The 21,827-nt window shown below is 51.1% G+C and carries 16 protein-coding genes; 9 read left to right on the top strand and 7 right to left on the bottom strand.

The window, feature by feature from the left end:
- Positions 1 to 5 precede the first annotated feature (5 nt).
- Both L4D79_RS24555 and L4D79_RS24560 read right to left on the bottom strand, forming a co-directional pair.
- Positions 6 to 2,072: an LruC domain-containing protein gene (locus L4D79_RS24555; protein WP_428655410.1), complete on the bottom strand. Its 2,067-nt coding sequence runs from the start codon at positions 2,070 to 2,072 to the stop codon at positions 6 to 8.
- A gap of 281 nt (positions 2,073 to 2,353) precedes the next feature.
- Positions 2,354 to 4,270: a methyl-accepting chemotaxis protein gene (locus tag L4D79_RS24560; RefSeq protein WP_428655412.1), complete on the bottom strand. Its 1,917-nt coding sequence runs from the start codon at positions 4,268 to 4,270 to the stop codon at positions 2,354 to 2,356.
- 132 nt (positions 4,271 to 4,402) lie between these two features.
- Here L4D79_RS24560 and L4D79_RS24565 point away from each other — a divergent pair, with 132 nt between their 5' ends.
- Both L4D79_RS24565 and acnB read left to right on the top strand, forming a co-directional pair.
- Positions 4,403 to 6,649: a patatin-like phospholipase family protein gene (locus L4D79_RS24565; RefSeq protein WP_428655414.1), complete on the top strand. Its 2,247-nt coding sequence runs from the start codon at positions 4,403 to 4,405 to the stop codon at positions 6,647 to 6,649.
- Positions 6,650 to 6,923: 274 nt separating this feature from the next.
- The gene (gene acnB, locus L4D79_RS24570) at positions 6,924 to 9,521 is read left to right on the top strand and encodes a bifunctional aconitate hydratase 2/2-methylisocitrate dehydratase (protein WP_428655416.1); all 2,598 of its coding nucleotides are present in this window, start codon (positions 6,924 to 6,926) and stop codon (positions 9,519 to 9,521) included.
- Between the two features lie 64 nt (positions 9,522 to 9,585).
- Here acnB and L4D79_RS24575 read toward each other — a convergent pair whose 3' ends face one another.
- From L4D79_RS24575 to L4D79_RS24590, 4 genes are all read right to left on the bottom strand, one after another.
- Positions 9,586 to 10,041 (bottom strand): DoxX family protein, encoded by a 456-nt coding sequence (locus L4D79_RS24575; RefSeq protein ID WP_428655418.1) that lies wholly within the window; start codon positions 10,039 to 10,041, stop codon positions 9,586 to 9,588.
- 306 nt (positions 10,042 to 10,347) lie between these two features.
- The gene (locus L4D79_RS24580; protein WP_428655420.1) at positions 10,348 to 11,484 is read right to left on the bottom strand and encodes a glycerate kinase; all 1,137 of its coding nucleotides are present in this window, start codon (positions 11,482 to 11,484) and stop codon (positions 10,348 to 10,350) included.
- A 12-nt stretch (positions 11,485 to 11,496) separates the two neighbouring features.
- Positions 11,497 to 12,762, bottom strand: a complete 1,266-nt coding sequence (locus tag L4D79_RS24585) for a GntP family permease (RefSeq protein WP_428655422.1) — start codon at positions 12,760 to 12,762, stop codon at positions 11,497 to 11,499.
- A gap of 159 nt (positions 12,763 to 12,921) precedes the next feature.
- On the bottom strand, positions 12,922 to 14,058 hold the full coding sequence (locus L4D79_RS24590) for a sugar diacid recognition domain-containing protein (protein ID WP_428655424.1): 1,137 nt from the start codon (positions 14,056 to 14,058) through the stop codon (positions 12,922 to 12,924).
- A 118-nt stretch (positions 14,059 to 14,176) separates the two neighbouring features.
- On the opposite strand from L4D79_RS24590, the gene L4D79_RS24595 reads away from it, so the two are divergent.
- From L4D79_RS24595 to L4D79_RS24620, 6 genes are all read left to right on the top strand, one after another.
- Entirely contained in the window at positions 14,177 to 14,545 is a 369-nt protein-coding gene (locus L4D79_RS24595; protein WP_428655426.1) for a YacL family protein, read from the top strand.
- A 193-nt stretch (positions 14,546 to 14,738) separates the two neighbouring features.
- A complete protein-coding gene (locus L4D79_RS24600) occupies positions 14,739 to 15,077 on the top strand; it encodes a P-II family nitrogen regulator (RefSeq protein ID WP_428655428.1) in 339 nt (112 codons plus the stop codon).
- A gap of 25 nt (positions 15,078 to 15,102) precedes the next feature.
- The gene (locus L4D79_RS24605) at positions 15,103 to 16,332 is read left to right on the top strand and encodes an ammonium transporter (RefSeq protein WP_428655430.1); all 1,230 of its coding nucleotides are present in this window, start codon (positions 15,103 to 15,105) and stop codon (positions 16,330 to 16,332) included.
- A 161-nt stretch (positions 16,333 to 16,493) separates the two neighbouring features.
- Positions 16,494 to 17,507 carry a Fe(3+) ABC transporter substrate-binding protein gene (locus L4D79_RS24610; RefSeq protein ID WP_428655432.1) on the top strand — a complete coding sequence of 338 codons (1,014 nt, stop codon included), beginning with the start codon at positions 16,494 to 16,496 and terminating at the stop codon, positions 17,505 to 17,507.
- A gap of 182 nt (positions 17,508 to 17,689) precedes the next feature.
- Positions 17,690 to 19,318: an ABC transporter permease gene (locus tag L4D79_RS24615; RefSeq protein ID WP_428655434.1), complete on the top strand. Its 1,629-nt coding sequence runs from the start codon at positions 17,690 to 17,692 to the stop codon at positions 19,316 to 19,318.
- Positions 19,318 to 20,352, top strand: coding sequence for an ABC transporter ATP-binding protein (locus tag L4D79_RS24620; RefSeq protein WP_428655436.1), 1,035 nt, complete (start codon positions 19,318 to 19,320; stop codon positions 20,350 to 20,352). The genes L4D79_RS24615 and L4D79_RS24620 overlap by 1 nt, the downstream gene beginning before the upstream one ends.
- 89 nt (positions 20,353 to 20,441) lie before the next feature.
- Here L4D79_RS24620 and L4D79_RS24625 read toward each other — a convergent pair whose 3' ends face one another.
- Positions 20,442 to 21,032, bottom strand: coding sequence for a TetR/AcrR family transcriptional regulator (locus L4D79_RS24625; RefSeq protein WP_428655438.1), 591 nt, complete (start codon positions 21,030 to 21,032; stop codon positions 20,442 to 20,444).
- Between the two features lie 223 nt (positions 21,033 to 21,255).
- Between L4D79_RS24625 and hpt the strand changes: the two genes are divergently transcribed.
- Positions 21,256 to 21,789 (top strand): hypoxanthine phosphoribosyltransferase, encoded by a 534-nt coding sequence (gene hpt / locus L4D79_RS24630; protein ID WP_428655440.1) that lies wholly within the window; start codon positions 21,256 to 21,258, stop codon positions 21,787 to 21,789.
- Positions 21,790 to 21,827 lie beyond the last annotated feature (38 nt).

The following is a 21,827-nucleotide window of genomic DNA, read 5'->3' on the forward strand; positions in this document are numbered from 1 at the left end:
TGCGGTTATTCGAGGCCATAAAGATGCTGGCTGACGCGCTTGCCTTGGGTAAACCAGTCGACATGATCGCCTTTTGTGCAGTAATCAAAGAAGCGTGGGTAGGCCTGCAGCATATCGACTTGCTCCAGTGGGTGGGTCCAGCTTTCGGTGAGGATGAATCCCCAAGGCAGGCCATTACCAGTGCGGTATAGGCTGCCGAGGCCACTGTCACTACGGTCATCATAGTTGCCCATTAACTCTAGGCTGGCATTGCCAAGCTGGGTTGGCTCAAAGTCATCAAGGTGGATTTCCAGCCCACGTCCAACGGATGTCCCTTCGCCATGATGAAAACCGTCGACGGCAAAGATGAACGGGTCGAAGGGTGCGGCAGGTAAACTCGAAGACTGGATACCATCAACGAGCGGTAGGGTGATAGAGAAGCTGAACTTCTCGGATTCCTGGCAGTTCTCCCTGGTTCGGTGGAAACGGCAGCTTGACTGGGTATCTGCAGTGAGATCGTCCGAGATAATGAGTACGACATTGCCTTGGCCGGCTTCGAGTGGAGAATCGGTATCGATACTTCCGTTGCGGACAAAGATGATTTCATTCTCATTGACCGCACTGCGGCTGAGTGACGGTAGGTGGATCCCAAAGCCATTGCGGTAGTCTGCGCCCAACGCTTGCAGATCGCCGGAGATTTTTACCAATCGGGTGTCGTTAGTCTGATCGGTTTTTATTTCTATCTGATAGCGCATGACGACGTCATTGAGATCGTAATCGCCTTCTCGTGGCCAGCTGTCTTCAAAGGCGGCGGTAAAAGGCCCATAGCTAGCGGTGCTCAACTGGGCACTTTCCAGTGTGACGGCGTAGTCTTCTACTTCACCGTCAGGTGCGCCGCCGAAAGCGGGGAGGGTTTCGGCACTACTCAAGCGGAACCTGGCCCAAGTGTCACCTGCAGTGACAGAGTTGGGGACATTGATCAACAGCGAATTCATACCTGCCGCCAGCGGCTGGCCGGTACTGATTTGCTCGTCACTGTCGGCAAAATCGCCATCTTGGTTCCAGTCAATCCAGGCATTGAGGAATCCGCCGGCCTTATTGGCCGTGACTGATATCAGTGCCTGTTCACCACTTTGCAGCGGGGTGATGATAACTCCGTCCTCATCATCGGTGCCCGTTTCATCATCGCTGGTACCAACGACCGCTTCGCTGTCAGGCGCAACACCGCCGAGGAAGAGAGAATTGTTGTTGAGATCGTGGCGGGCACCGTTATTGTCGACCGAGGTCTGGTAGCTGTCGGGGGCATCGCCTAAGTCAATGGAGTCAATTTCTACCGGGGCAGAGGCACAGCGTACCCCGTCGTTGAGGCCAGACTTTGGCCCCGCGGCAAACTGAACAGCCGTTGTATCGATATTGTCAGGATCAGAAATATCAATGGTGAAAATGATGCCGTCCTGGTTACGGCTGAAATAAAATTTACCGCTGGCTTCGAAATAGGCGGCACCAAATGTTCCGGTAACGCCCGCGTTGCCTAAGATCACCTTGCTGCCATCGGTGGGGTTGATGCGGTACAGGTGGCCCTGTTTGTTATCAACGGCATAGATGTTGCCATCTGCAGGGTGGAAGGCGAAATCAGTCAGCTTCATGCTGTTATCGCTGCCTTCGAGCTTATTTGCCACGAGAAAATCAGGGGCATTTTCGTCAAGTGGGATCTTGTATAGCCCCGAGCGGTAGAGGTAATAGGTGTTGTTAGCGACATCACCGACATAGAAGGGCGAGTCGGGCAGGCCAGTGACGGACAGGTCGGTTGCCTTGAAGTCATTGCCTACCTTGACCACCTTTTTTCTGGTGGTGTTAAAAGCATAAATAAAGTTGTCGGTTTCATTGTAGCCAGCGGCATTGAGGTTTCCTGTTTGGCCAATATCCGTTTGCAGGGTCTGGTAGGCGCCGGTCAGCAGGTTGACACCGTATACGTTGGTTTGTTTGTCTTGCATCAAAAACGCGGTATATGGGCAGGTATCGAAGGCTGCACTGCTGGCGTTGTGGTTCCACAACAAAAAAGGCACGACTGACAGTAAAATTTTTCTATCCATTACAAAAATCCCCCTTTGGCTGGTTGTTATCAGTCAAAATTGATGCCACTAATTTAAGCTTTTGTTTTTGTTTGGGTTGTATGCCTGGTGGCTAATCTGGAGACGTTCACTTTTGCAAATTTTTAAAATGACTATTGGCGGTATTTTGTATCTTGCGAAGCAATATGTCGAAGGGATGAGCGTTGAGGGGAAAAGGGGGAGTGCAAAAAAGGGAGAGCACGTTGCTCCCCCTAAGATAAGTAAATGCTAATTGATGCGGTTACTTACAGAGCTAACCTTAATTACAATCTGAAGGTGCCGACCATGTCATCCAGACGCTTGGACAGATCACGTAGCTCCTGGCTAGATTGGGCCAGCTGCGAAGCGGTATCAGCGGTGCGCTGGGTGGTTTCGTTGATATCTTCGATATTGCAGTTGATATCGCTGACCACGGTTGATTGCTCTTCGGTGGCTGTGGCAACTTGGGTATTCATATCGGAAATCAGGGTGATACGATCAGAAATCGACAGTAGAGCCCCCGAAGCTTCGTCCGCGGCCGAGACACCATCTGATGTCAGCTGGCGGCTTTGTACCATGGCATTGACCGCATTGCTGGCCTCTTCCTGCAGGCGGTTGATCATCGTCTGAATTTCATCCGTGGAGTCAGCGGTTCGGCTGGCGAGGCTGCGTACTTCATCGGCGACAACGGCAAAACCGCGACCTTGCTCACCGGCACGGGCGGCTTCGATCGCTGCGTTTAGCGCCAGCAAATTGGTTTGCTCTGAAATACCGCGGATCACGTCCAGGATACTGCCGATCGCCTGGGTGTTACTGGCCAGTGATTCAATGACCTCGCTGACCTGAGTGACATCATTGGACAACTGGTTGATGGTATCGCGCGCTTGGGTGACCACCTGCTGTCCACTCTGGGTCTCGTTCTCGGCGTTGTGCGCGGCATCGGCAGCCTGCGCCGCATTGTTGGCGATTTCATTGACGGTGGCACCCATTTCATTAATGGCTGTTACCACCTGCAGGGTACGGTCACGTTGGCTGTGGCTGGTGTCCAAGGTGATCTCGGCTTGGTGGGCGACCGACTCTGCTGCTTCACGCAGGCTATTACCGGTCTCGGCGACTTCCTTGACCGAGTAATGGATCTTGCCGATAAAGCTATTGAAGCCAGCAGAGAGCTGGGCAATTTCATCATTGCCAGTGACTTCAATTCGGTGGCGAAGATCGCCTTCGCCTTCACCCAGATCTTTGAACATAGCAGCGAGACGAGAAATGGGTTGGGTGATGTTGGTGCCGAGCCAGATGGCTAGCATGACAAATACACCGGCAATACCGGCTGTCCACAACATGATTTCTTGTCGAGCTTGGTTGAGCTCGGCAAAGGCCTCCCCAAGCGGTAGCTGGGCAACCACATACCAGTTCATTGACGGGATGTAGCTGGTGGCGACCAAAACATCCTGGCCGTTGATGGTTTGCTGGACGATATTGAAATCATCTTTTGCCATTAGGGTAGATGCTGCTTGGGCGCCATAGAGATTGGCCAGCTTTTTATTGCCCATCACACTACGGTCACGATGGATCTGGACTACACCATTGCTATCGGCAAGGTACACAAAGCCGGTTTGCTCCAATTGGAACTGGTTGATAAAGCGTACCATCTCGGCAAGGGACTTCGACAGGCCGGCCATACCTTTGCCGTGCAACTGCTGGTAGTTGACGAACAGTTTTACGTCGCCGTTACTTTCGCGAAACACACTGAGCGAGCGGGCTTGGCCGGATTGGGTAAAGTCGTAAAACCAGTTATCTTTCTGAGGAGTCAGACGACGGAGGAAACCGTTCTGGTTCCAGTAATCGCCACTGGTACGATCAGCAATAGAGGCATCGAACAATTGGTACTGGTTTTTGATATCATTCAGTCGCTGAATTATTTTGGTTTCATCAGCTTGTGTTCTGCCATCATGATAGAGGTCGGTAACAAAACGGCTGGTCGCCAATTGTTCGGCAGCAGCCAGCATCAGTGAGACTTCTTTGTCGATATTATTACGGATTTGCATTAGGGTAGCCGGGAGCTCCGACTGCATCAGCCGGTTTTCGACCACCTGCCTTGACTGCTTCTGGCTGATGATACCAACCAGTAAGGTTGAGGCGAGAACCGCGAGAACCATTGCTAGGATCAGCTTTTGTTTGATTGTGAATTGGTTGAACTTCATAGTCTTTATAGTTTTGTTTGAAGATGTGAACGTAGCGAGCGTTCACGGAATAAGTAGCCCATGACCCAAGAACAGCCATTTGCGGCAACTCACAGTGTGTTTTGTTATCTGCAGTATTGTTGCAGAACTTTAGTGCTAAGTATCACATTTTTGTGCTTGTTCAGTGTATCTTTTTCTTCTACGGCGTTTGCCGAGGGACGGCCGAAAATCGGTGTCGTGCTGGGCGGCGGTGGTGCCAAGGGTGCAGCCCATATCGGGGTGCTCAAGGCGCTGGAGGATCTTCAGATCCCTGTCGATTACATTGCGGGAACCAGTATGGGGGCCTATGTCGGAGGCCTGTATGCGACAGGTATGAGTGCTGATGAGATTGAGGCGCTGCTGACCAGTGTTGACTGGGAGCGAGGCTATCAGGACCGGGTGAAGCGCGGTGAGCGTCGGGTCCGCGAGAAGCAACAGGAAGACAGATTCCAAGTTAACAGCGAGCTGGGCTTTGGGCTTTGGGAGCTAAAAGCGCCGAGGGGGATTGTCCAGGGGCAGACCATGGGCGAGATCTTACGCTCGAGCTCGGGTAACTTGCCGGTATTTGACAGTTTTGACCAACTGGTGATCCCATACCGCGCGGTCGCCACCGATATCGAAAATCTTCAGCCCGTGGTCCTTGATAAAGGCGACTTGGCCGAGGTGATGCAGGCCAGTATGTCTATTCCGGGCTTGCTGCCGCCGAAAGAGCTCAATGACAAACTGCTGGTCGATGGTGGGATCACCGATAACCTGCCGATTGAAGTGGTTCGCAATATGGGGGCGGATATTATTATTGCTGTTGATATCAGCAACGAATTCAAAAACCGCGATGAGCTGAATAACTATTTTGCCGTCATGGATCAGCTTACTGATTTTATGGTGCGTGATAACGCCGACCGGCAGATTGCTTTGCTGTCAGATAAAGACTTTATTGTCCGCCCTAACATCCGTGGTATTAAAACGGCTGACTTTGCCCGGATGCCGCTGGCCTTTGAAAGCGGTTATGTTGAGGTGATGGCGATGGCTGATGAGCTTGCCCACCTGGGTCGCAGTACTTGGTTCCAGAACTATATCGATAACAAGCAGAAACGTCGTCGCCAGCTGGTGCCGTTGGATGAGCTGGTGGTGGATGAGATCCGGCTGGAAAATAATAGTAGTTATGCCGATGATGTACTGCTTGATCGCTTGGAGTTGGAAGCTGGCAAGGTTATTAGCTCGGAAGAGCTGAATGAGAGCGTGCGCAGCCTGTACGCCTTGGATCGCTTTGAGCGAATAAATTATCGTATTGAACAAGTTGATGATGAGAATGTCATCCTGCTCGATGTTAGAGAGAAAAGTTGGGGACCGAACTTCATCGATTTCCGCTTCGCCCTCGAAGATGATTTTGAAAACAGTACTGATTACTCCTTCGGAATGGCATTCAATGTCACCGGGCTCAGCCGGGCCGGGGCTGAGTGGCGGACCGAGCTAGAATATGGATCGGACAAACGTATTGCAACGGGACTATACCTGCCATTTGTCAAAAATCAGGACTGGTTCTCGCTGATTACTGCCGAATACGAAAGTGCTGATAAGAATGTTCCTCTGTTTGAGGACGAACCGGCGCTGGAAGACATCGATTTTTTTGTGCCTGCGACATACAACGACACGACTTTTGATGCTTCATTTGGTTGGCAGCCTGAACTGTGGCAAGAGTTCAGGATGGGAATGCGATATATCAGTGGTGAGCGGGAGTTTTTAGGTGCTCTAAACATCGGGGTTGAGAAACGCAAAAGCCACGTCGGCTATTTCCGCTATAGCCTTGATACCTTAGATGACTTTATGTTGCCTTACCAAGGTAACTTGTTCGAAGTGGAAGTTGCGGCGTCGGATGACATCTCCAGCATCGAAGGGATTCCAGGCGAGCTGAATGACTTCTCGGTTCACTTTGACATGAACTGGAAAGGGGCGCAGACCTATGGCGACCATACCTTTATGGGCAAAGTCGAATACGGGCGGGTACGATCGGACTTTGACTTACAGCTTGACCCCAAAGAGCTGGGTGGTTTCCTCAATTTGTCCGGGATCCCGAAAAACAGTTTATCGGGCAATAACAAAATATTCACCGCTGCCATTTATCGTTATAACCTGATGGAGCAGGATTTTGGCTTGTTCAAATCTTCAGTCTTTTTTGGCGGCTCTGTGGAATACGGTGGCGTTTATAACGACTCTGACCTGAGTTATAAGGATGTTCCACTTTACACAGCAGGCAGTCTGTACACCGGGATCACCACACCGGTAGGGCCGCTTATCTTGGCCTACGGCCGTACCGAGCAGTCAAACCATGCGTTTTATGTCTTCTTTGGTGGGGCGTTGTAATATAACGAACTGAAATAAAGGCGAAAAGAATCCGGTTGAAATAACAGTTCCTTACATTTATTCAAATTTTGTGAATGTTGTAAAAAACGGCCGGATTTTAATATTACGTTAAATCTGGTATGCTCGGTGAACGGTTTTGGTCTCCGTTGGCTGAAATAGTAACATTTCCTATGTAACAGAAGGAATAACACGACCTTCAAGGATGCTAACGGCAGATCAATCACTTCCAAGGATGTTTGGCCATTGCGGCCAAACCTAAAATGAGGAATATGTCGTGCTTGAAGCCTACCGTAAACACGTCGAAGAACGTGCAGCAGAAGGAGTTGTACCAAAGCCGCTCGATGCTGAGCAAGTTGCCGCTTTGGTTGAATTACTGAAGACCCCACCGACTGGTGAGGAAGCCTTTCTGCTAGATCTGCTGGAAAATCGTATTCCCCCTGGTGTTGATGAAGCGGCCTACGTCAAGGCGGGTTTCCTTGCGGCACTGACCAAAGGCGAAGCGCAGTCCCCAATCGTCAGCAAGGAAAAAGCTGCCGAGCTATTGGGTACCATGCAAGGTGGTTACAACATTGAACCACTGATTGCACTGCTTGACGATGATGCCCTGGCCCCCATCGCGGCTAAGGCGCTATCCCATACTCTCCTGATGTTCGATGCCTTCTATGACGTCGAAGAAAAAGCCAAAGCCGGTAATGCATTTGCCAAGCAGGTGATCCAATCTTGGGCGGATGCCGAGTGGTTCCTATCCAAGCCTGAACTGGCTGAAAAAATCACCCTGACCGTCTTCAAAGTAACCGGCGAAACCAATACCGACGACCTTTCACCGGCACCGGATGCGTGGTCGCGACCTGATATCCCACTTCATGCCTTGGCGATGCTGAAGAGCGAACGTGAAGGTATCGAACCTGAGCAGCCAGGCTCGATTGGCCCAATTAAGCAAATCGATGCGCTAAAAGAGAAAGGCCACCAGCTAGTTTATGTTGGCGATGTTGTCGGTACGGGTTCTTCGCGTAAGTCGGCGACCAACTCGGTGCTGTGGTTCATGGGCGATGATATCCCTAATGTGCCTAATAAGCGTGCCGGCGGTTATGTCCTTGGTGGCAAGATTGCGCCTATCTTCTTCAATACAATGGAAGATGCCGGTGCGCTGCCGATCGAAGTGGATGTTACTGCGCTGAATATGGGCGATGTGATTGATATCTTCCCGTTCAAGGGTGAAGTACGTCGTCATGGTAGTGATGATGTGGTGTCGAGCTTTGAACTGAAAACCGATGTGCTGGTTGACGAGGTGCGTGCCGGTGGCCGTATACCTCTGATTATCGGCCGTGGCCTGACTGATCGTGCCCGCCAATCACTGGGCCTACCATCTTCTGATGTATTCCGTCGCCCAGTGGCGGTTGAAGATTCTGGTAAAGGTTACAGCTTAGCCCAGAAGATGGTCGGTAAAGCCTGTGGTGTGGAAGGTATCCGTCCGGGTACTTACTGTGAGCCGAAAATGACAACGGTAGGCTCGCAGGATACTACCGGTCCAATGACCCGTGATGAGCTAAAAGATTTGGCGTGTCTGGGCTTTTCCGCGGAATTGACCATGCAGTCGTTCTGTCACACTTCGGCCTACCCTAAGCCGATTGATGTGAACACCCACCATACCTTGCCTGATTTCATCATGAACCGCGGTGGCGTGTCACTACGTCCAGGCGATGGTGTTATTCACTCATGGCTGAACCGTATGCTACTGCCTGATACCGTGGGTACCGGTGGTGACTCACATACCCGTTTCCCTCTGGGTATTTCGTTCCCTGCAGGCTCTGGTCTGGTCGCATTTGCTGCCGCAACCGGTGTGATGCCACTTGATATGCCAGAATCTATTTTGGTTCGCTTCAAGGGTGAGATGCAAGAAGGGATCACCTTGCGTGATCTGGTTCATGCGATCCCTTACTACGCGATCCAGCAAGGTCTGCTGACGGTAGAAAAAGCCGGTAAGATCAACGAGTTTTCAGGCCGCGTGCTGGAAATCGAAGGGGTTGAACACCTGACGGTTGAGCAGGCATTTGAACTTTCTGATGCCTCCGCTGAACGAAGTGCTGCTGGTTGTACGGTGAAGCTATCTCAAGAGTCGATTGCTGAGTACCTCAACTCTAATATCGTAATGCTTAAGTGGATGATTGCCGAAGGCTATGGTGACCGCCGTACTATCGAGCGCCGTATTACGGCGATGGAAGAGTGGTTGGCGAACCCTGAGTTGATGGAAGCGGATAACGATGCCGAGTACGCGCATGTTATCGAAATCGACCTGGCTGATATCAATCAACCTATCTTGTGTGCACCAAACGATCCGGATGATGCGCGTCTACTTTCTGATGTGCAGGGTACCTCGATCGATGAAGTGTTCATTGGTTCGTGTATGACCAACATCGGCCACTTCCGTGCGGCAGGTAAACTGCTTGAGAAGTTTGGTGGCCAGCTTGATACCCGCCTGTGGGTCGCACCACCAACCAAGATGGATAAAGATCAGCTCACCGAAGAAGGCTACTACGGTATCTTCGGTCGTGCGGGTGTGCGTATCGAAACACCAGGCTGCTCATTGTGTATGGGTAATCAGGCCCGTGTTGCTGATAAGGCAACAGTGATGTCGACTTCTACCCGTAACTTCCCGAACCGTTTGGGTACCGGTGCCAATGTTTACCTGTCTTCTGCTGAACTGGCAGCGGTCGGGGCGATTCTTGGCCGTATCCCAACCAAGGAAGAGTACCTTGAGTACGCCAAGCAGATTGATGCAACGGCAGCGGATACCTATCGCTATCTCAACTTCCACCGCATGGATCAGTACACCAAGAAAGCGGACGATGTCATTATTCAGCAGCCAGCCTAAGGGCTAACTGACTGATAGTTACAAGCCAAAGATAAAAAACGCCTCCAGCTGGAGGCGTTTTTGTTTATATGGCTTTTGCTTGGGCTTTCGCTTTACGGCGCTTGCTGAGCCAAAAGTGCTCAAGGCCGATGCGGCCGCCGCCTTGTACCATCAGGGTGAGATAAACCAGCGAATAGATGAAAGCCAGTTCGGCACCTGCCCAGCCTTTGAGCATACCGACGGCATAGGTTGCGGTACCCATAGAAAACAGCAATACCAGCGCGCTGACACGGGTCAGGACGCCTAGCATCAGGGCAATGGAGCCAAGTACTTCGGCAAGCATCGCTAATACCAGGCTTGGCGTCGAGCCGATGCCGAATGGGTCGATAAAGGTGGGTGCGAGCTCACTGAAGTTCATTATCTTGCCGACGCCATGGGTCAGCATCGCACCACCGATGGCCAACCGGAGCAACAGCAATAGTAGGTCTTCGATGCGGTGAGACCCGTTTCGGCCGGATAGGAGAGCAAGTAGTTTGTCCATGACAGGATCCTTCACGAGAAAAAGAGTAGCTTGCCCTATTAGACTACGGGGGAGATGACCATAATCTGAATGACGCGGATCAATGTGTGGTTCTGTGAGGAAGCTAACACCGTTTTGGTTTGGTGGTTTTGTGGAGGAGGTAACACTCGGGCTAGAGGCTAGAGTGATATGACCCCCGTAAAGTAGACACGGGGGTTAATTTCTAAGTTCGTACATCATGGTTTTTCGATATTCGAAACCGAGCACAAAAGAAAGGCCGGTACATAATGTACCGGCCTAGGTGTTTAGCGAGCTAAAAGGATAGGATTAGCGTTTGCCGACGGTCAGCATCGCGGCAACGTTGCGAGCGGTCATCTCGACGTTGAATGCCGCTTCATCCATGGCGGTTTGAAGATCCATCGCACGTGGCGTAACACTGAATACCGCATCGATACCGTGGTCGTAGACCGCGTCGCAATCGGCGGCCAGACAGCCTGCAATACCGATCACCGGGATATGGAAGCGCTTGGCGGTACGGGCAACACCGATTGGGGTTTTGCCGTGAACCGTTTGGCTGTCGATGCGGCCTTCACCGGTGATCACCAAGTCGGCATCGGCACACACATCCAGCAGGTTTACTGCATCCATCACAATGTCGATACCCGGACGCAGGCTCGCATCCAATAGGCCAAGCAGGGCGGCGCCAAGGCCACCAGCAGCACCGGCACCGGCCATGTCTTTCACATCACGGCCCAGTTGGGCTTTGATGATATCGGCGTAGTGGGCCAAGTTGGCATCAAGCTGCTCGACCATCTCCGGTGATGCGCCTTTTTGGGGACCAAAGATATGCGATGCGCCTTTCGGGCCGCATAGCGGGTTGTCGACGTCACAAGCAACTTCCAGTTTCACGGTTGCTAGGCGAGGGTCGAGGTGGGTTTTATCGATAGTAGCGATACGGGCCAGTTCGGCACCGCCGTAACCAACTTCCTCGCCGCTTTCGTCTAGCAGGCGGATACCCAGCGCCTGTGCCATGCCGATACCGCCGTCATTGGTGGCACTGCCACCGATACCGACGATGATATGCTCGACGCCTTTGTCCAGTGCTGCCTTGATCAGCTCACCGGTACCGAAGGTAGTCGTTTTCAGTGGGTTGCGTAGTTCAGGTGCGACGAGGTGCAGGCCGGATGCTGCCGCCATTTCGATGATCGCGGTGCGGCCATCGCCCATCACACCGTAGAAACCCTCTACCTGCTCGCCCAGCGGGCCAGTAACGGATTGCTCGATGATTGAACCATTGGTCGCATCCACCAGAGACTGGACGGTGCCTTCACCGCCGTCTGCCATTGGCAATTTGTGGTATTCGGCTTCTGGTAGGACTTGGCGGAAACCCGCTTCGATAGCCGTTGCCACTTCCATGGCCGTCAAACTTTCTTTATATGAATCTGGGGCAATAATAATTTTCATGGCTATAAATCCTTAAACGAAGAAACCGAATACACCGAAAATAAGGGTCGAGATGACGGCAATCATCAGACCGACTGCTGACTCGTAAGGCACCAGCTTAAGGCGCTCTTTGATATCCATGTGAACCGCACCACCGGTTGCATGGAAGAAACTACCGTGTGGCATGTGGTCAAGCACTGTGGCACCGGCATGGATCATCGCGGCACCGGCAAGGGCAGGGACGCCCAGCTCAAGGATGGTGTGGCTGAATACGCTAGCAGCAACGGCGGTGCCCGCAGTGGTTGAGGCGGTCGCCAGTGACATCATCGAGCCTGAGATTGGTGCCAGTAGGTAAGATGGCAGGCCAGAGGCCGTCAGCAGTTCAATCAAGCCGTCGCGCAGGCCGGAGTTGGCAATGATGCCAGCCAGTGTACCGGTACCCAGAAGCATGACTGCTACAGGCGCCATACGGGTCAAGCCGGATACGGCAAAGTGGTTGGTATCACGGAAGCGGCCCATGACAACGGCACCGGCCAAGCCACCCAGTGGCAGGGCGATCAGCGGGTCAACATTGATCCCGGCAATAGGGCGCAGCGCCAGTAGAGCAATCGCAATAAGCGGAGCGACAATAGCGGCACCGAATTTCGGTAGTCGGCTGTGGTCAACTGCGACGACTTCGTGCTCGGCGACTTTGCTGCCGCGGTTAACCAGTTTTTTGGCAATGAAGTAAGCGAAAGCCATACCGCACAGGCCAGGGATCACGCCGGCCGCCATCACTGACGTTAGTGGGACATTGAAGGCATCGGCTGCGGCAATCGCATTGGGGTTTGGCGACATGATGTTACCGGCTTTACCACCACCGACCATGGCCAGCAAGATAGCCATTTTCGACAGATCGGCACGGCGGGCAATCGCCAATGCAATTGGGGCAACGGTGATCACGGCAACGTCAACGAATACGCCGACCGCAGTCAGGATCATCGTGGCGACAGCCAGTGCCAGCAGGGCACGGGTTTCACCGACTTTTTTGACAATGGTTTCAGCAATGGAGGTTGCAGCGCCGGATTCAATCAAGACACCAGCAAGGACACCGGCCGCCAAGATACGCAGTACCGCCGTGACAATGCCCTGGGCACCGCCGATCATCAGGTTAACGGTATCGGTCAGCGAAACGCCACCGACAATACCACCGACGAGGGCACCAATGATCATGCCGTAGGCTGGCGGGACTTTTTTCAGGATAAGGCTAATGGCCACTACCAGCGCAGCCAGAGCACCCAGTGTTGATACTTCTACCATGTTCTATTCCACGTCAAAATTAAAAAAGAAAAAAAGAAAATTCCTAACTGCGGTGGAATGTACTTGGGCAGGCTGCATTTGGCTTTAGGCGAGGTGACGAAAAATCATCACCTCAAATCATCTTTTTTGTGCGCTTGCACAACTTGATGGTTTTTGGGGCTAGCAGGAGAGGGCGAGGTATAACCGTGTCTTATCAGATAAGTTATTGAAACTTAGCTGTGTTCCCTGCTCAATACGATCGAGTCGATAGCGCAGGGTATTTCGGTGAATATGGAGCATTTCGCACGTTTGAGCTAAATCACAATTCTGAGCAAAAAATACCTCAAGGGTCTTTAGCAAGGTGCCTCTGGGGTCATTGGCCTTGAGAGCGTCGAGCGGTTGGACCAATTGCTCGTAGCGCCACGGGTCATCTTTGAGCCCGCTAAGCAGTACAGGAAGCAGGTGATCCTGATAGAAAAGGACATCATCATCGTTGCCGCTGGCATTGAGGGTCGCCTGGGCGGTCTGGAATGAACGCGACAACCCTTGCAGGCCGGGGAAATAGTCACCAAAGGCGATTTGGATAGAAAAGTGGCTTTCCTTGGCAACCCGCCGCATCAGCTTGTTGACCCGTTTTTGCTCAATTGTCCGAGACCAGCCGGCGCCTTCTAAGGTAATGGGCTTGAGCACCACAATCTCGTTGAGTGATACCGAGTGGATTCCCACCAGATTGTCGCGCTCTGGGTATTCAAGCAGGTGAACCATCTTTTGCAGGTGTTCGAGCGACAGTGACTCGCCTGCGGCAGGGATCACTTTCACCAAGGCGGCAATGCGTGGCTGGGCCAGATCCAGATCGAGCTTTTGTGCGATGGAGAGCAACTGGGCGTCATTGAGCTCGGTATCTTTGATCAGCTGCAGAACCAATTCTTCGCGGTGGCGTTTGTTCCACTGCACCTGCGACATCAAGGCTTCTTGTTCGACGATAAGCTCGGCGGTCATCTTGACCAGTTCGCCATAGTTGCGCACTTGATCCGGCGTGCCGGAGACCCCTACGACACCTATAATTTGGTCGCGGAAGACGATTGGCAGGTTTATACCGGGTTTAACCCCTTTGAGTTGCAATGCGGTACCGGGATCGATCTCGACCACCCGGTTATCGGTGATGGCAAGCACTGCGCCTTCATGGCGCTGGTTGAGGCGGCTGGGATCGCCGGAGCCAATGATCCGGCCGTACTCGTCCATCACATTGACCGAGTGGTGGATGATTTTCATCGTCCGTTCGACGATTTGCCGGGCAATGGTCGCATTGAGTTGCATTTCTGTGTCAGATCCTGAAAATGTGCGCTCTTGCGCGAAGAGGCGGGTTCATCACCCTGCTTCAGTTAAGTTTACCATCATTGCACTTAAGATCACTGACATCACACAGAGGATAGCTATGGATTACGATTTTAAAAAGAATACCCTGGACGGTAGCTATCATGCGGTTTTCTCTATGGGACATGAAGCTCTCGGGCGCTGGTTGCTGGAAGAGGTCGGCAAGGACTTTGACAAGATGGACAGCGTGATGTCCCAGCTTGGTGCACTGAAAAACAGCACTCAGGAATGGCGTATTATTGGCGAGGAGTTGACCCTGACGTTGCAGGACAATGAGGCAATAATTCAAGCTAACTACTTGTTTTCTGAAGATGATACTGAGCTGGAAGACAACATGGACTTCTATGACGAAGAGGCTATGGCTGTATGCGGGTTCGAGGACTTTGCACAGGTTTTGACGGCGTGGCGCGGGTTCGTTACCCGCTTTTGAACCAACATGCCCTATACAGGGGGTAATTGCTTCATATCGGTGAAAAGGCTGCACTATTTAGGTGCGGCCTTTTTTGTATCCAAATCACACTTTTCAATAAGGTGTTGAAAATTAAGGGTTAAAAAAGTTGGCACGTTGCTTGTTTGTTATTGAACTGTGATTGAGAAGGAATTCCGTTTTCGAGGAGCAGGCAATGAAATTGATCAACGCAATAATCAAACCATTCAAGTTGGACGATGTACGTGAAGCGCTAGCAGATGTTGGTGTCGAGGGAATGACCGTCTCAGAGGTTAAGGGTTTCGGTCGCCAGAAAGGCCACACCGAACTGTACCGCGGGGCAGAGTACCAAGTGGACTTCCTACCGAAAGTTAAGCTGGAAATTGCGACTCAGGCAGAAAACCTAGAGGCCATTATCGATGCCATTTCAAAGGCAGCACAGACCGGCAAGATTGGTGACGGCAAGATTTTTGTTTACGACCTAGACCATGCAGTACGTATTCGTACCGGTGAAACGGATTTAGAAGCTTTATAAGAATTAAGCGTAGGGGACGAAGATTATGGAACTAGCAACAACTGTAAGTGAGCTGCGTTACGCACTCGACACTTTTTACTTTTTGATTTCTGGTGCACTGGTTATGTGGATGGCTGCGGGCTTTGCCATGCTGGAAGCCGGTTTGGTGCGCTCTAAGAACACCACTGAAATTCTGACCAAAAACTTCTGCTTGTATGCCATCGCTTGTACCATGTATCTGATTGTCGGCTACAACATTATGTATGTTGATAACGGCGAAGGTGGCTGGATCCCTTCAATTGGTGCCCTGATTGGTACCCAGGCTGAAGGGGCCGATCACTCACTGGAATCCGACTTCTTCTTCCAGGTGGTGTTTGTGGCAACGGCGATGTCTGTTGTTTCTGGCGCGGTTGCCGAACGTATGAAGCTGTGGTCGTTTCTCATTTTCTCTGTCATTTTGACTGGCTTCATCTACCCACTAGAAGGTTACTGGACGTGGGGCGGCGGCTTCCTGTCTGAAGCAGGCTTCAGCGACTTTGCCGGCTCGGGTATCGTCCACATGGCGGGTGCAGCAGCTGCTTTGGCCGGTGTAATACTACTGGGTGCCCGTAAGGGAAAATATGGCAAGAACGGCGCTATTCACCCAATCCCGGGTTCTAACATGCCGCTGGCGACATTGGGTACCTTCATCCTTTGGCTGGGCTGGTTCGGCTTCAATGGTGGTTCACAGCTGATGGTGTCTGACTTTGATAACGCTACCGCTGTCGGCCAGATCTTCTTGAACACCAACGCTGCCGCTGCAGCAGGTGCCATTGCCGCGTTAGCTGTGTGTAAGACAACATGGGGCAAGGCTGATCTGACGATGATCCTCAACGGTGCCTTGGCTGGTCTGGTCGCGATTACTGCTGATCCGCTATCTCCATCACCTATGGCTTCAGTCATCATCGGTGTGGTTGCTGGTGCACTTGTGGTGTTTAGCATCATCGGCTTGGATAAGGTCAAGATCGATGACCCTGTCGGTGCTATCTCGGTGCACGGTGTGTGTGGTTTCCTTGGCCTGATGGTTGTACCGTTCAGCAATGCAGATGCGACATTTGGCGCACAGCTACTTGGTGCTGCGGTTATCTTCGGCTGGGTATTTGGTGCTAGCTTGGCGGTATGGGCTGTGTTGAAGTACACCGTCGGTATCCGAGTGACCGAAGAAGAAGAGCTGGCGGGGATGGATCTTCACGACTGTGGTATCGATGCCTATCCAGAGTTCGTTAGTGTGAAATAAGTAACATATATTTAGTTCACAACTTTAAAAAAACGCTGCTAATTGGCAGCGTTTTTTATTTTTTCTTGCTTTTACGCATTGTTTTGCTTTTCGGCTACAGTATAATTGAGCGATATTGATAACCGTTATCATTACATTTTGCGTTTAAGGGAAGGATAAAAATGAAAAAGCTGTTGGCATCGGCAATTCTAGTGGGTTTGGCGGCTCCTCAAGCGGCTATCGCTGCTGAAGAAGTGAATGTTTACTCATACCGCCAGCCATTCTTGGTTGAGCCTATGTTCAAGGAATTTACGGCTGAAACGGGTATTAAAGTAAACGTGAAGTTTGCTAAAGAAGGTTTGGCTGAAATGCTGCAGCGAGAAGGCCAGTACAGCCCTGCTGATGTGGTTTTGACCACAGATATCAGCCGTTTGGTTGAGCTTTCTGATAAAGAGCTTGTACAGGCAGTAGATAGCAAAGTCATTGATGGTAATGTACCAGCACAGTTCCGTGATAACGAAGACGAATGGTTTGCTCTGACACTACGTACCCGTAACGTGTATTCATCGCGTGACCGTGTCGGTCGTCTACCAGCGGACTTTGATTACACTGACCTTGCCAATCCTGAGTGGAAAGGCAAAATCTGTACTCGTTCTGGTAAGCACCCATACAACATTTCTCTAGTCTCTTCGATGATTGCTCACTACGGTGAAGCCGAAACCAAAGAATGGCTAGAAGGTTACAAAGCAAACCTAGCTCGTAAGCCGCAGGGTAACGACCGTGCACAGGTTAAAGCAGTGAAAGAAGGTCTGTGTGATCTGGCCATCGGTAACAGCTACTACCTTGGTAAGATGGTCAGTGACGAGAAGCAGAAGTCATGGGCTGAAGCGGTATACATTAACTTCCCAGGTCAGGAAAGCAACGGCACCCACGTTAACGTAAGTGGTATGGCAATGGCGAAATACGCGCCGAACCAAGAAAATGCTCAGAAACTGATGGAATTCCTGACTGGCGACAAAGCGCAGCAGATGTACGCGGAAGTAAACTATGAATACCCAGTGAAAGAAGGCGTTAAGCGTTCTGAACTAGTGGCATCTTGGGGTGACTTCAACGCGGATGATGTTTCTCTGGATAAGGTTGCCGAGTACCACAGCACAGCTATCAAACTGCTTGATGAAGTGAAGTTTGATCTGTAATTGGTTACAAAAAATGGGGCGTCATGCCCCATTTATTGCTAAAGGCTAAGTACTTTTTCCAATAAGTTGTGGTAGTTTCTCCCCTCCTGTAGCAAGGTTATTTCCCTGTCTCGGGAGGCCTAACCGAAGGTAGAGAACTCCGGTGCCACATCTTGATTGCAAAAGGTACTAAGTAGTAAGCAATGAAAGAAAAATATCTCTTTTGGCGAACCAGCGGTTGGGGCTTTTCCCTGCTGCTGGTTTTGCCTATTCTGGCCATTTTTTACACCGCCCTCGGTGAGACCGATGACGTCTTCTCCCACTTGATGGGAACCGTGATGCCGACCTATGCCTCCAATACCTTTTGGTTGGTGGCCGGTACTATGCTATTAGCGCTGCTTTTCGGTTTACCGTCAGCTTGGATCATGGCGATGTGTCGGCTCCCGGGTGAAAGGGTGCTGCAATGGTCGCTAGTGCTCCCCTTGGCTATGCCGGGCTACATTATCGGTTATATCTATACCGACTGGTTTGATTATGCCGGTCCCGTCCAGATCCTACTGCGTGATATTTTTGGCTGGCAAACCATCCATGATTACTGGTTCCCGAATATCCGCTCGCTTGGCGGTGCTAGTCTAGTATTGGCGTTGGTGCTCTATCCTTATATTTACTTGTTGGCCCGCGCGGCCTTCATGGAACAAAGTACCAGCTTGCTGCAGTCGGCTCGCTTGCTCAAGTGCAGCCCGTGGGACAGCTTCCGTCGTATTTCCCTGCCGCTGGCCCGTCCTTCAATCGCAGTGGGTTTATCGCTGGTGGCGATGGAAACACTGGGCGATTTTGGTACCGTCAACTATTTCGCGGTCAATACCCTTACCACGGCGGTTTACGATACTTGGCTTGGCTATTCCAACCTTAATGCCGCGGCAAAAATATCGGCTATCATGCTGCTGATGATCTTTGTTCTGATCAGTGCTGAGCGTTTCAGTCGCCGTAAGCAGAAGCTGTTCCAGCAGGAGTTTGAGCATGGCGATGATATTCGCTATACCCTTTCCGGCTGGAAAAAGTGGGCTGCATTGAGCTGGTGCTGGGGCTTGATTGGCTTTGCCTTCCTGATGCCGCTGATGCAGCTAGCTTATTATGCTTGGCATTACTTTGGCGATAGCTGGACCAGCCAATTCCAACAGTACAGCTTCAATAGTTTGAAAGTGTCGCTTATCGCTTCTGTACTGGCGGTTGCCCTGGCGCTGATCGTGAATTTTTACCGCCGCCTGGATGGTCGCAGTATCACTGTTGTACCGACACGAATTTCTTCCTTGGGCTATGCGGTACCGGGGACGGTGCTGGCAATCGGTGTGATGATCCCACTGACCAGCGCTGATCATTTACTCAATGATTTTACTATTGCCAACGGCTTGGGCCGGCCGGGGTTGATTTTCTCCGGTACCATGTTTGCTATTGTCTTCGCCTTCGTGGTGCGCTTTGCGGCGGTCGCCGTGGGCAGTATTGAAAGTAGTTTGGCCAAAATCCCGCCTTCGCTCGATATGGCTTCCAAGACCATGGGCTATGCCTCTATGGCGATGCTGCGCCGGATCCATTTACCGCTGATCCGTCGTGGTTGTCTGATTGCGGGCCTGCTGGTGTTCATTGAGTCGATGAAAGAGCTCAATGCTGCGTTGCTACTGCGACCGTTCAACTTCGAGACACTGGCAACCTATGTTTATAATTTCGCTTCTGACGAGCAGCTTGAGCTGGCTGCCTTACCGGCGATCCTATTGGTCATTGTTGGTCTGATCCCACTGGTGATGGTCAACCGTTCTTTGGAGCAGAAACACTGATGACTTATGCATTATCTGTAAATAACCTGACCTGTAAATATAATGGTCAGGCTGTATTGGAAAATTTGTCTTTGCCGGTAAAAGACAATGAGATTGTCTGCCTTTTAGGTGCCAGTGGTTGCGGTAAAACCACCTTGCTCAAAGCCATTGCAGGCTTGTTACCGCTGGAGAGTGGGGTCATCCACATCAATGGCCGCACGATTGCTGATGAGAAGACTTGGCTGCCGCCTGAGAAGCGAAATATCGGTATGATTTTCCAGGACTATGCGTTGTTCCCGCACCTAACGGTAGCGGAAAACATCGCCTTTGGCCTACGTGATTGGGGTAAGGAAAAAGTGACGGCTAAGATCCAACAAATGTTGGAGCTCGTTCGTTTGACTGGGCTTGATGATCGTTATCCGCATCAGTTGTCCGGTGGTCAGCAGCAACGTGTTGCCATTGCCCGTGCATTGGCTTGCGAGCCGGATTTGATCTTGCTGGATGAACCGTTTTCTAATATCGACACCCAAGTGCGTCATGGTCTGATCAAAGAGATCCGCCGTATTTTCAAGGCACAGGGAGTCACAGCGATTTTTGTTACTCACAGCCGCGAAGAGGCGTTCGCCTTTGCCGACCGCATGGCGGTAATGAATAACGGGGTGATTGAGCAGTTTGGTAGCGCAACGGAGCTTTACTACCGTCCAAGCAGCCGCTTTGTTGCCGAGTTCCTCGGTACCGGATCTTACCTACCGGTGACATTGGCTGGTAACAAAACCTTATCGACACCTTTTGGCTCGATTAATGTTAATCGTGCCCCTGCAGGCAATGGTGATGCGGAGTGGCTGCTGCGTCCACAAAACCTCAATGTTCAGCCATCTGAAGATGGGGCAGGGGTGATCTCCGAGCAACTGTTTATGGGCGATATCTGTCGCTATACGGTGGAATTCCAAGGCCATAGTCTGATTGTCAATTCCCACCTTATCTTGCAGATCGGCGAGAGAGTTGCTGTCACCCTAGAGCCGCATGAGCCAGTGGTGTTTGCGGCGGCAAGCTAGCCGAACCTGTCCAGTCTCGTTGGTAGTACAAAGCACAAGGCCGGTCTTATGACCGGCCTTGTTTGTTTCGTTTGTGCCAAAGCAGTGTCCTACTTCTTGAGTAGCGCTTTGATGTGGTTCGCCGCTAAAGCCTGCATCTCCTCCCGCTCAGGGTTGATATTGGCTTGCAGGTAGAGGACATAGCATAGGCCCTGGAATTGCCATGCACGATCGCAGGCAGAAAAATCACCCGAGAGGTTGGCTTGTTCGAACAGCTCGGTAATTTTGGTGAAATGGTCCTTGTTGCTGCTGACAAAGTGGGGCCAGATCTCCTCACGGACCGAAGTGCTCCACTCGAACCACACTTTTATCCAGTCTTGCTGCTCTATCACCTCATCAATTAGGTGGAAGCAAACGTCAGTGAGTTGCTTATCTAGTGGTTGCCCACTAGCAAAGCCGTCGCCCATCATCACCTTGAAGCGCTGCTCGACTTGGGTCAAGACTTCTTCGACCAAGGCCTCACGGGTTGGGAAATAGTTGAAAACGGTGGCAACTGAAACGTTGGCCATATCGGCGATATCAGCGTGCCCCGCACGGCCGATGCCACGTCTTGCAAAGACATCCAAGGCAAAGGTGAGAAGCTGCTCTTTGCGTTTTTCTGGGGATAGACGAGTCCTTGTTTTTTTCGCGATCGTATCCATGTCGATGATTCCTAGCTCAATTGTCATTATTTTGATTATGTTTTATACGCGCTGTCACTTTACAGCAGCAACCATCTATATTCAATCGTGTTTTATTCATTCTGTATCATATAATTGACAGGAACGATAAAATAACTATTACTTTTTAGGGGTGATAGAATAAGGCTCCGTTTTTACCGCAAGCCGACAGGCGGCTGATTGAGCCGTACTGATGGAGATAAAGATGAAACATACCATTGAAGTAATGATTTCTGAGCAGGACGTTCAGGCACGTGTATTAGAGCTGGGAAAGCAAATTACTGAACATTATAAAGATTCTAAAGATCTTGTGATGGTGGGCCTGCTACGTGGCTCGTTTGTATTTATGGCAGATTTGGCTCGTGCTATTGAACTTCCACATGAAGTCGACTTCATGACTGCATCAAGTTATGGCAATACCATGGAAAGCAACCGTGATGTCCGTATCCTTAAAGATCTGGATGATGACATCAAGGGCAAGGACGTACTGTTGGTTGAAGATATTATCGATACCGGTAATACCTTGAACAAGGTGCGTGAGATCCTGTCGCTGCGTGAGCCAAACTCGATTGAGATCTGTACCTTGCTGGATAAGCCGGAGCGCCGTGAAGTGCACGTTGACGTCAAATGGGTTGGTTTCGAAATCCCTGACGAGTTTGTGGTTGGTGTGGGTATCGACTACGCACAGAAATATCGCCACTTGCCATTTATCGGAAAGGTTATCCCTCTGGAAGACTAAGTTTTTGGTTTTTAAGAGTATTAAAAAAGCGACTGCAA

Source organism: Photobacterium satsumensis (assembly GCF_050336935.1).
GTDB classification, from domain to species: Bacteria; Pseudomonadota; Gammaproteobacteria; order Enterobacterales; family Vibrionaceae; genus Photobacterium; species Photobacterium satsumensis.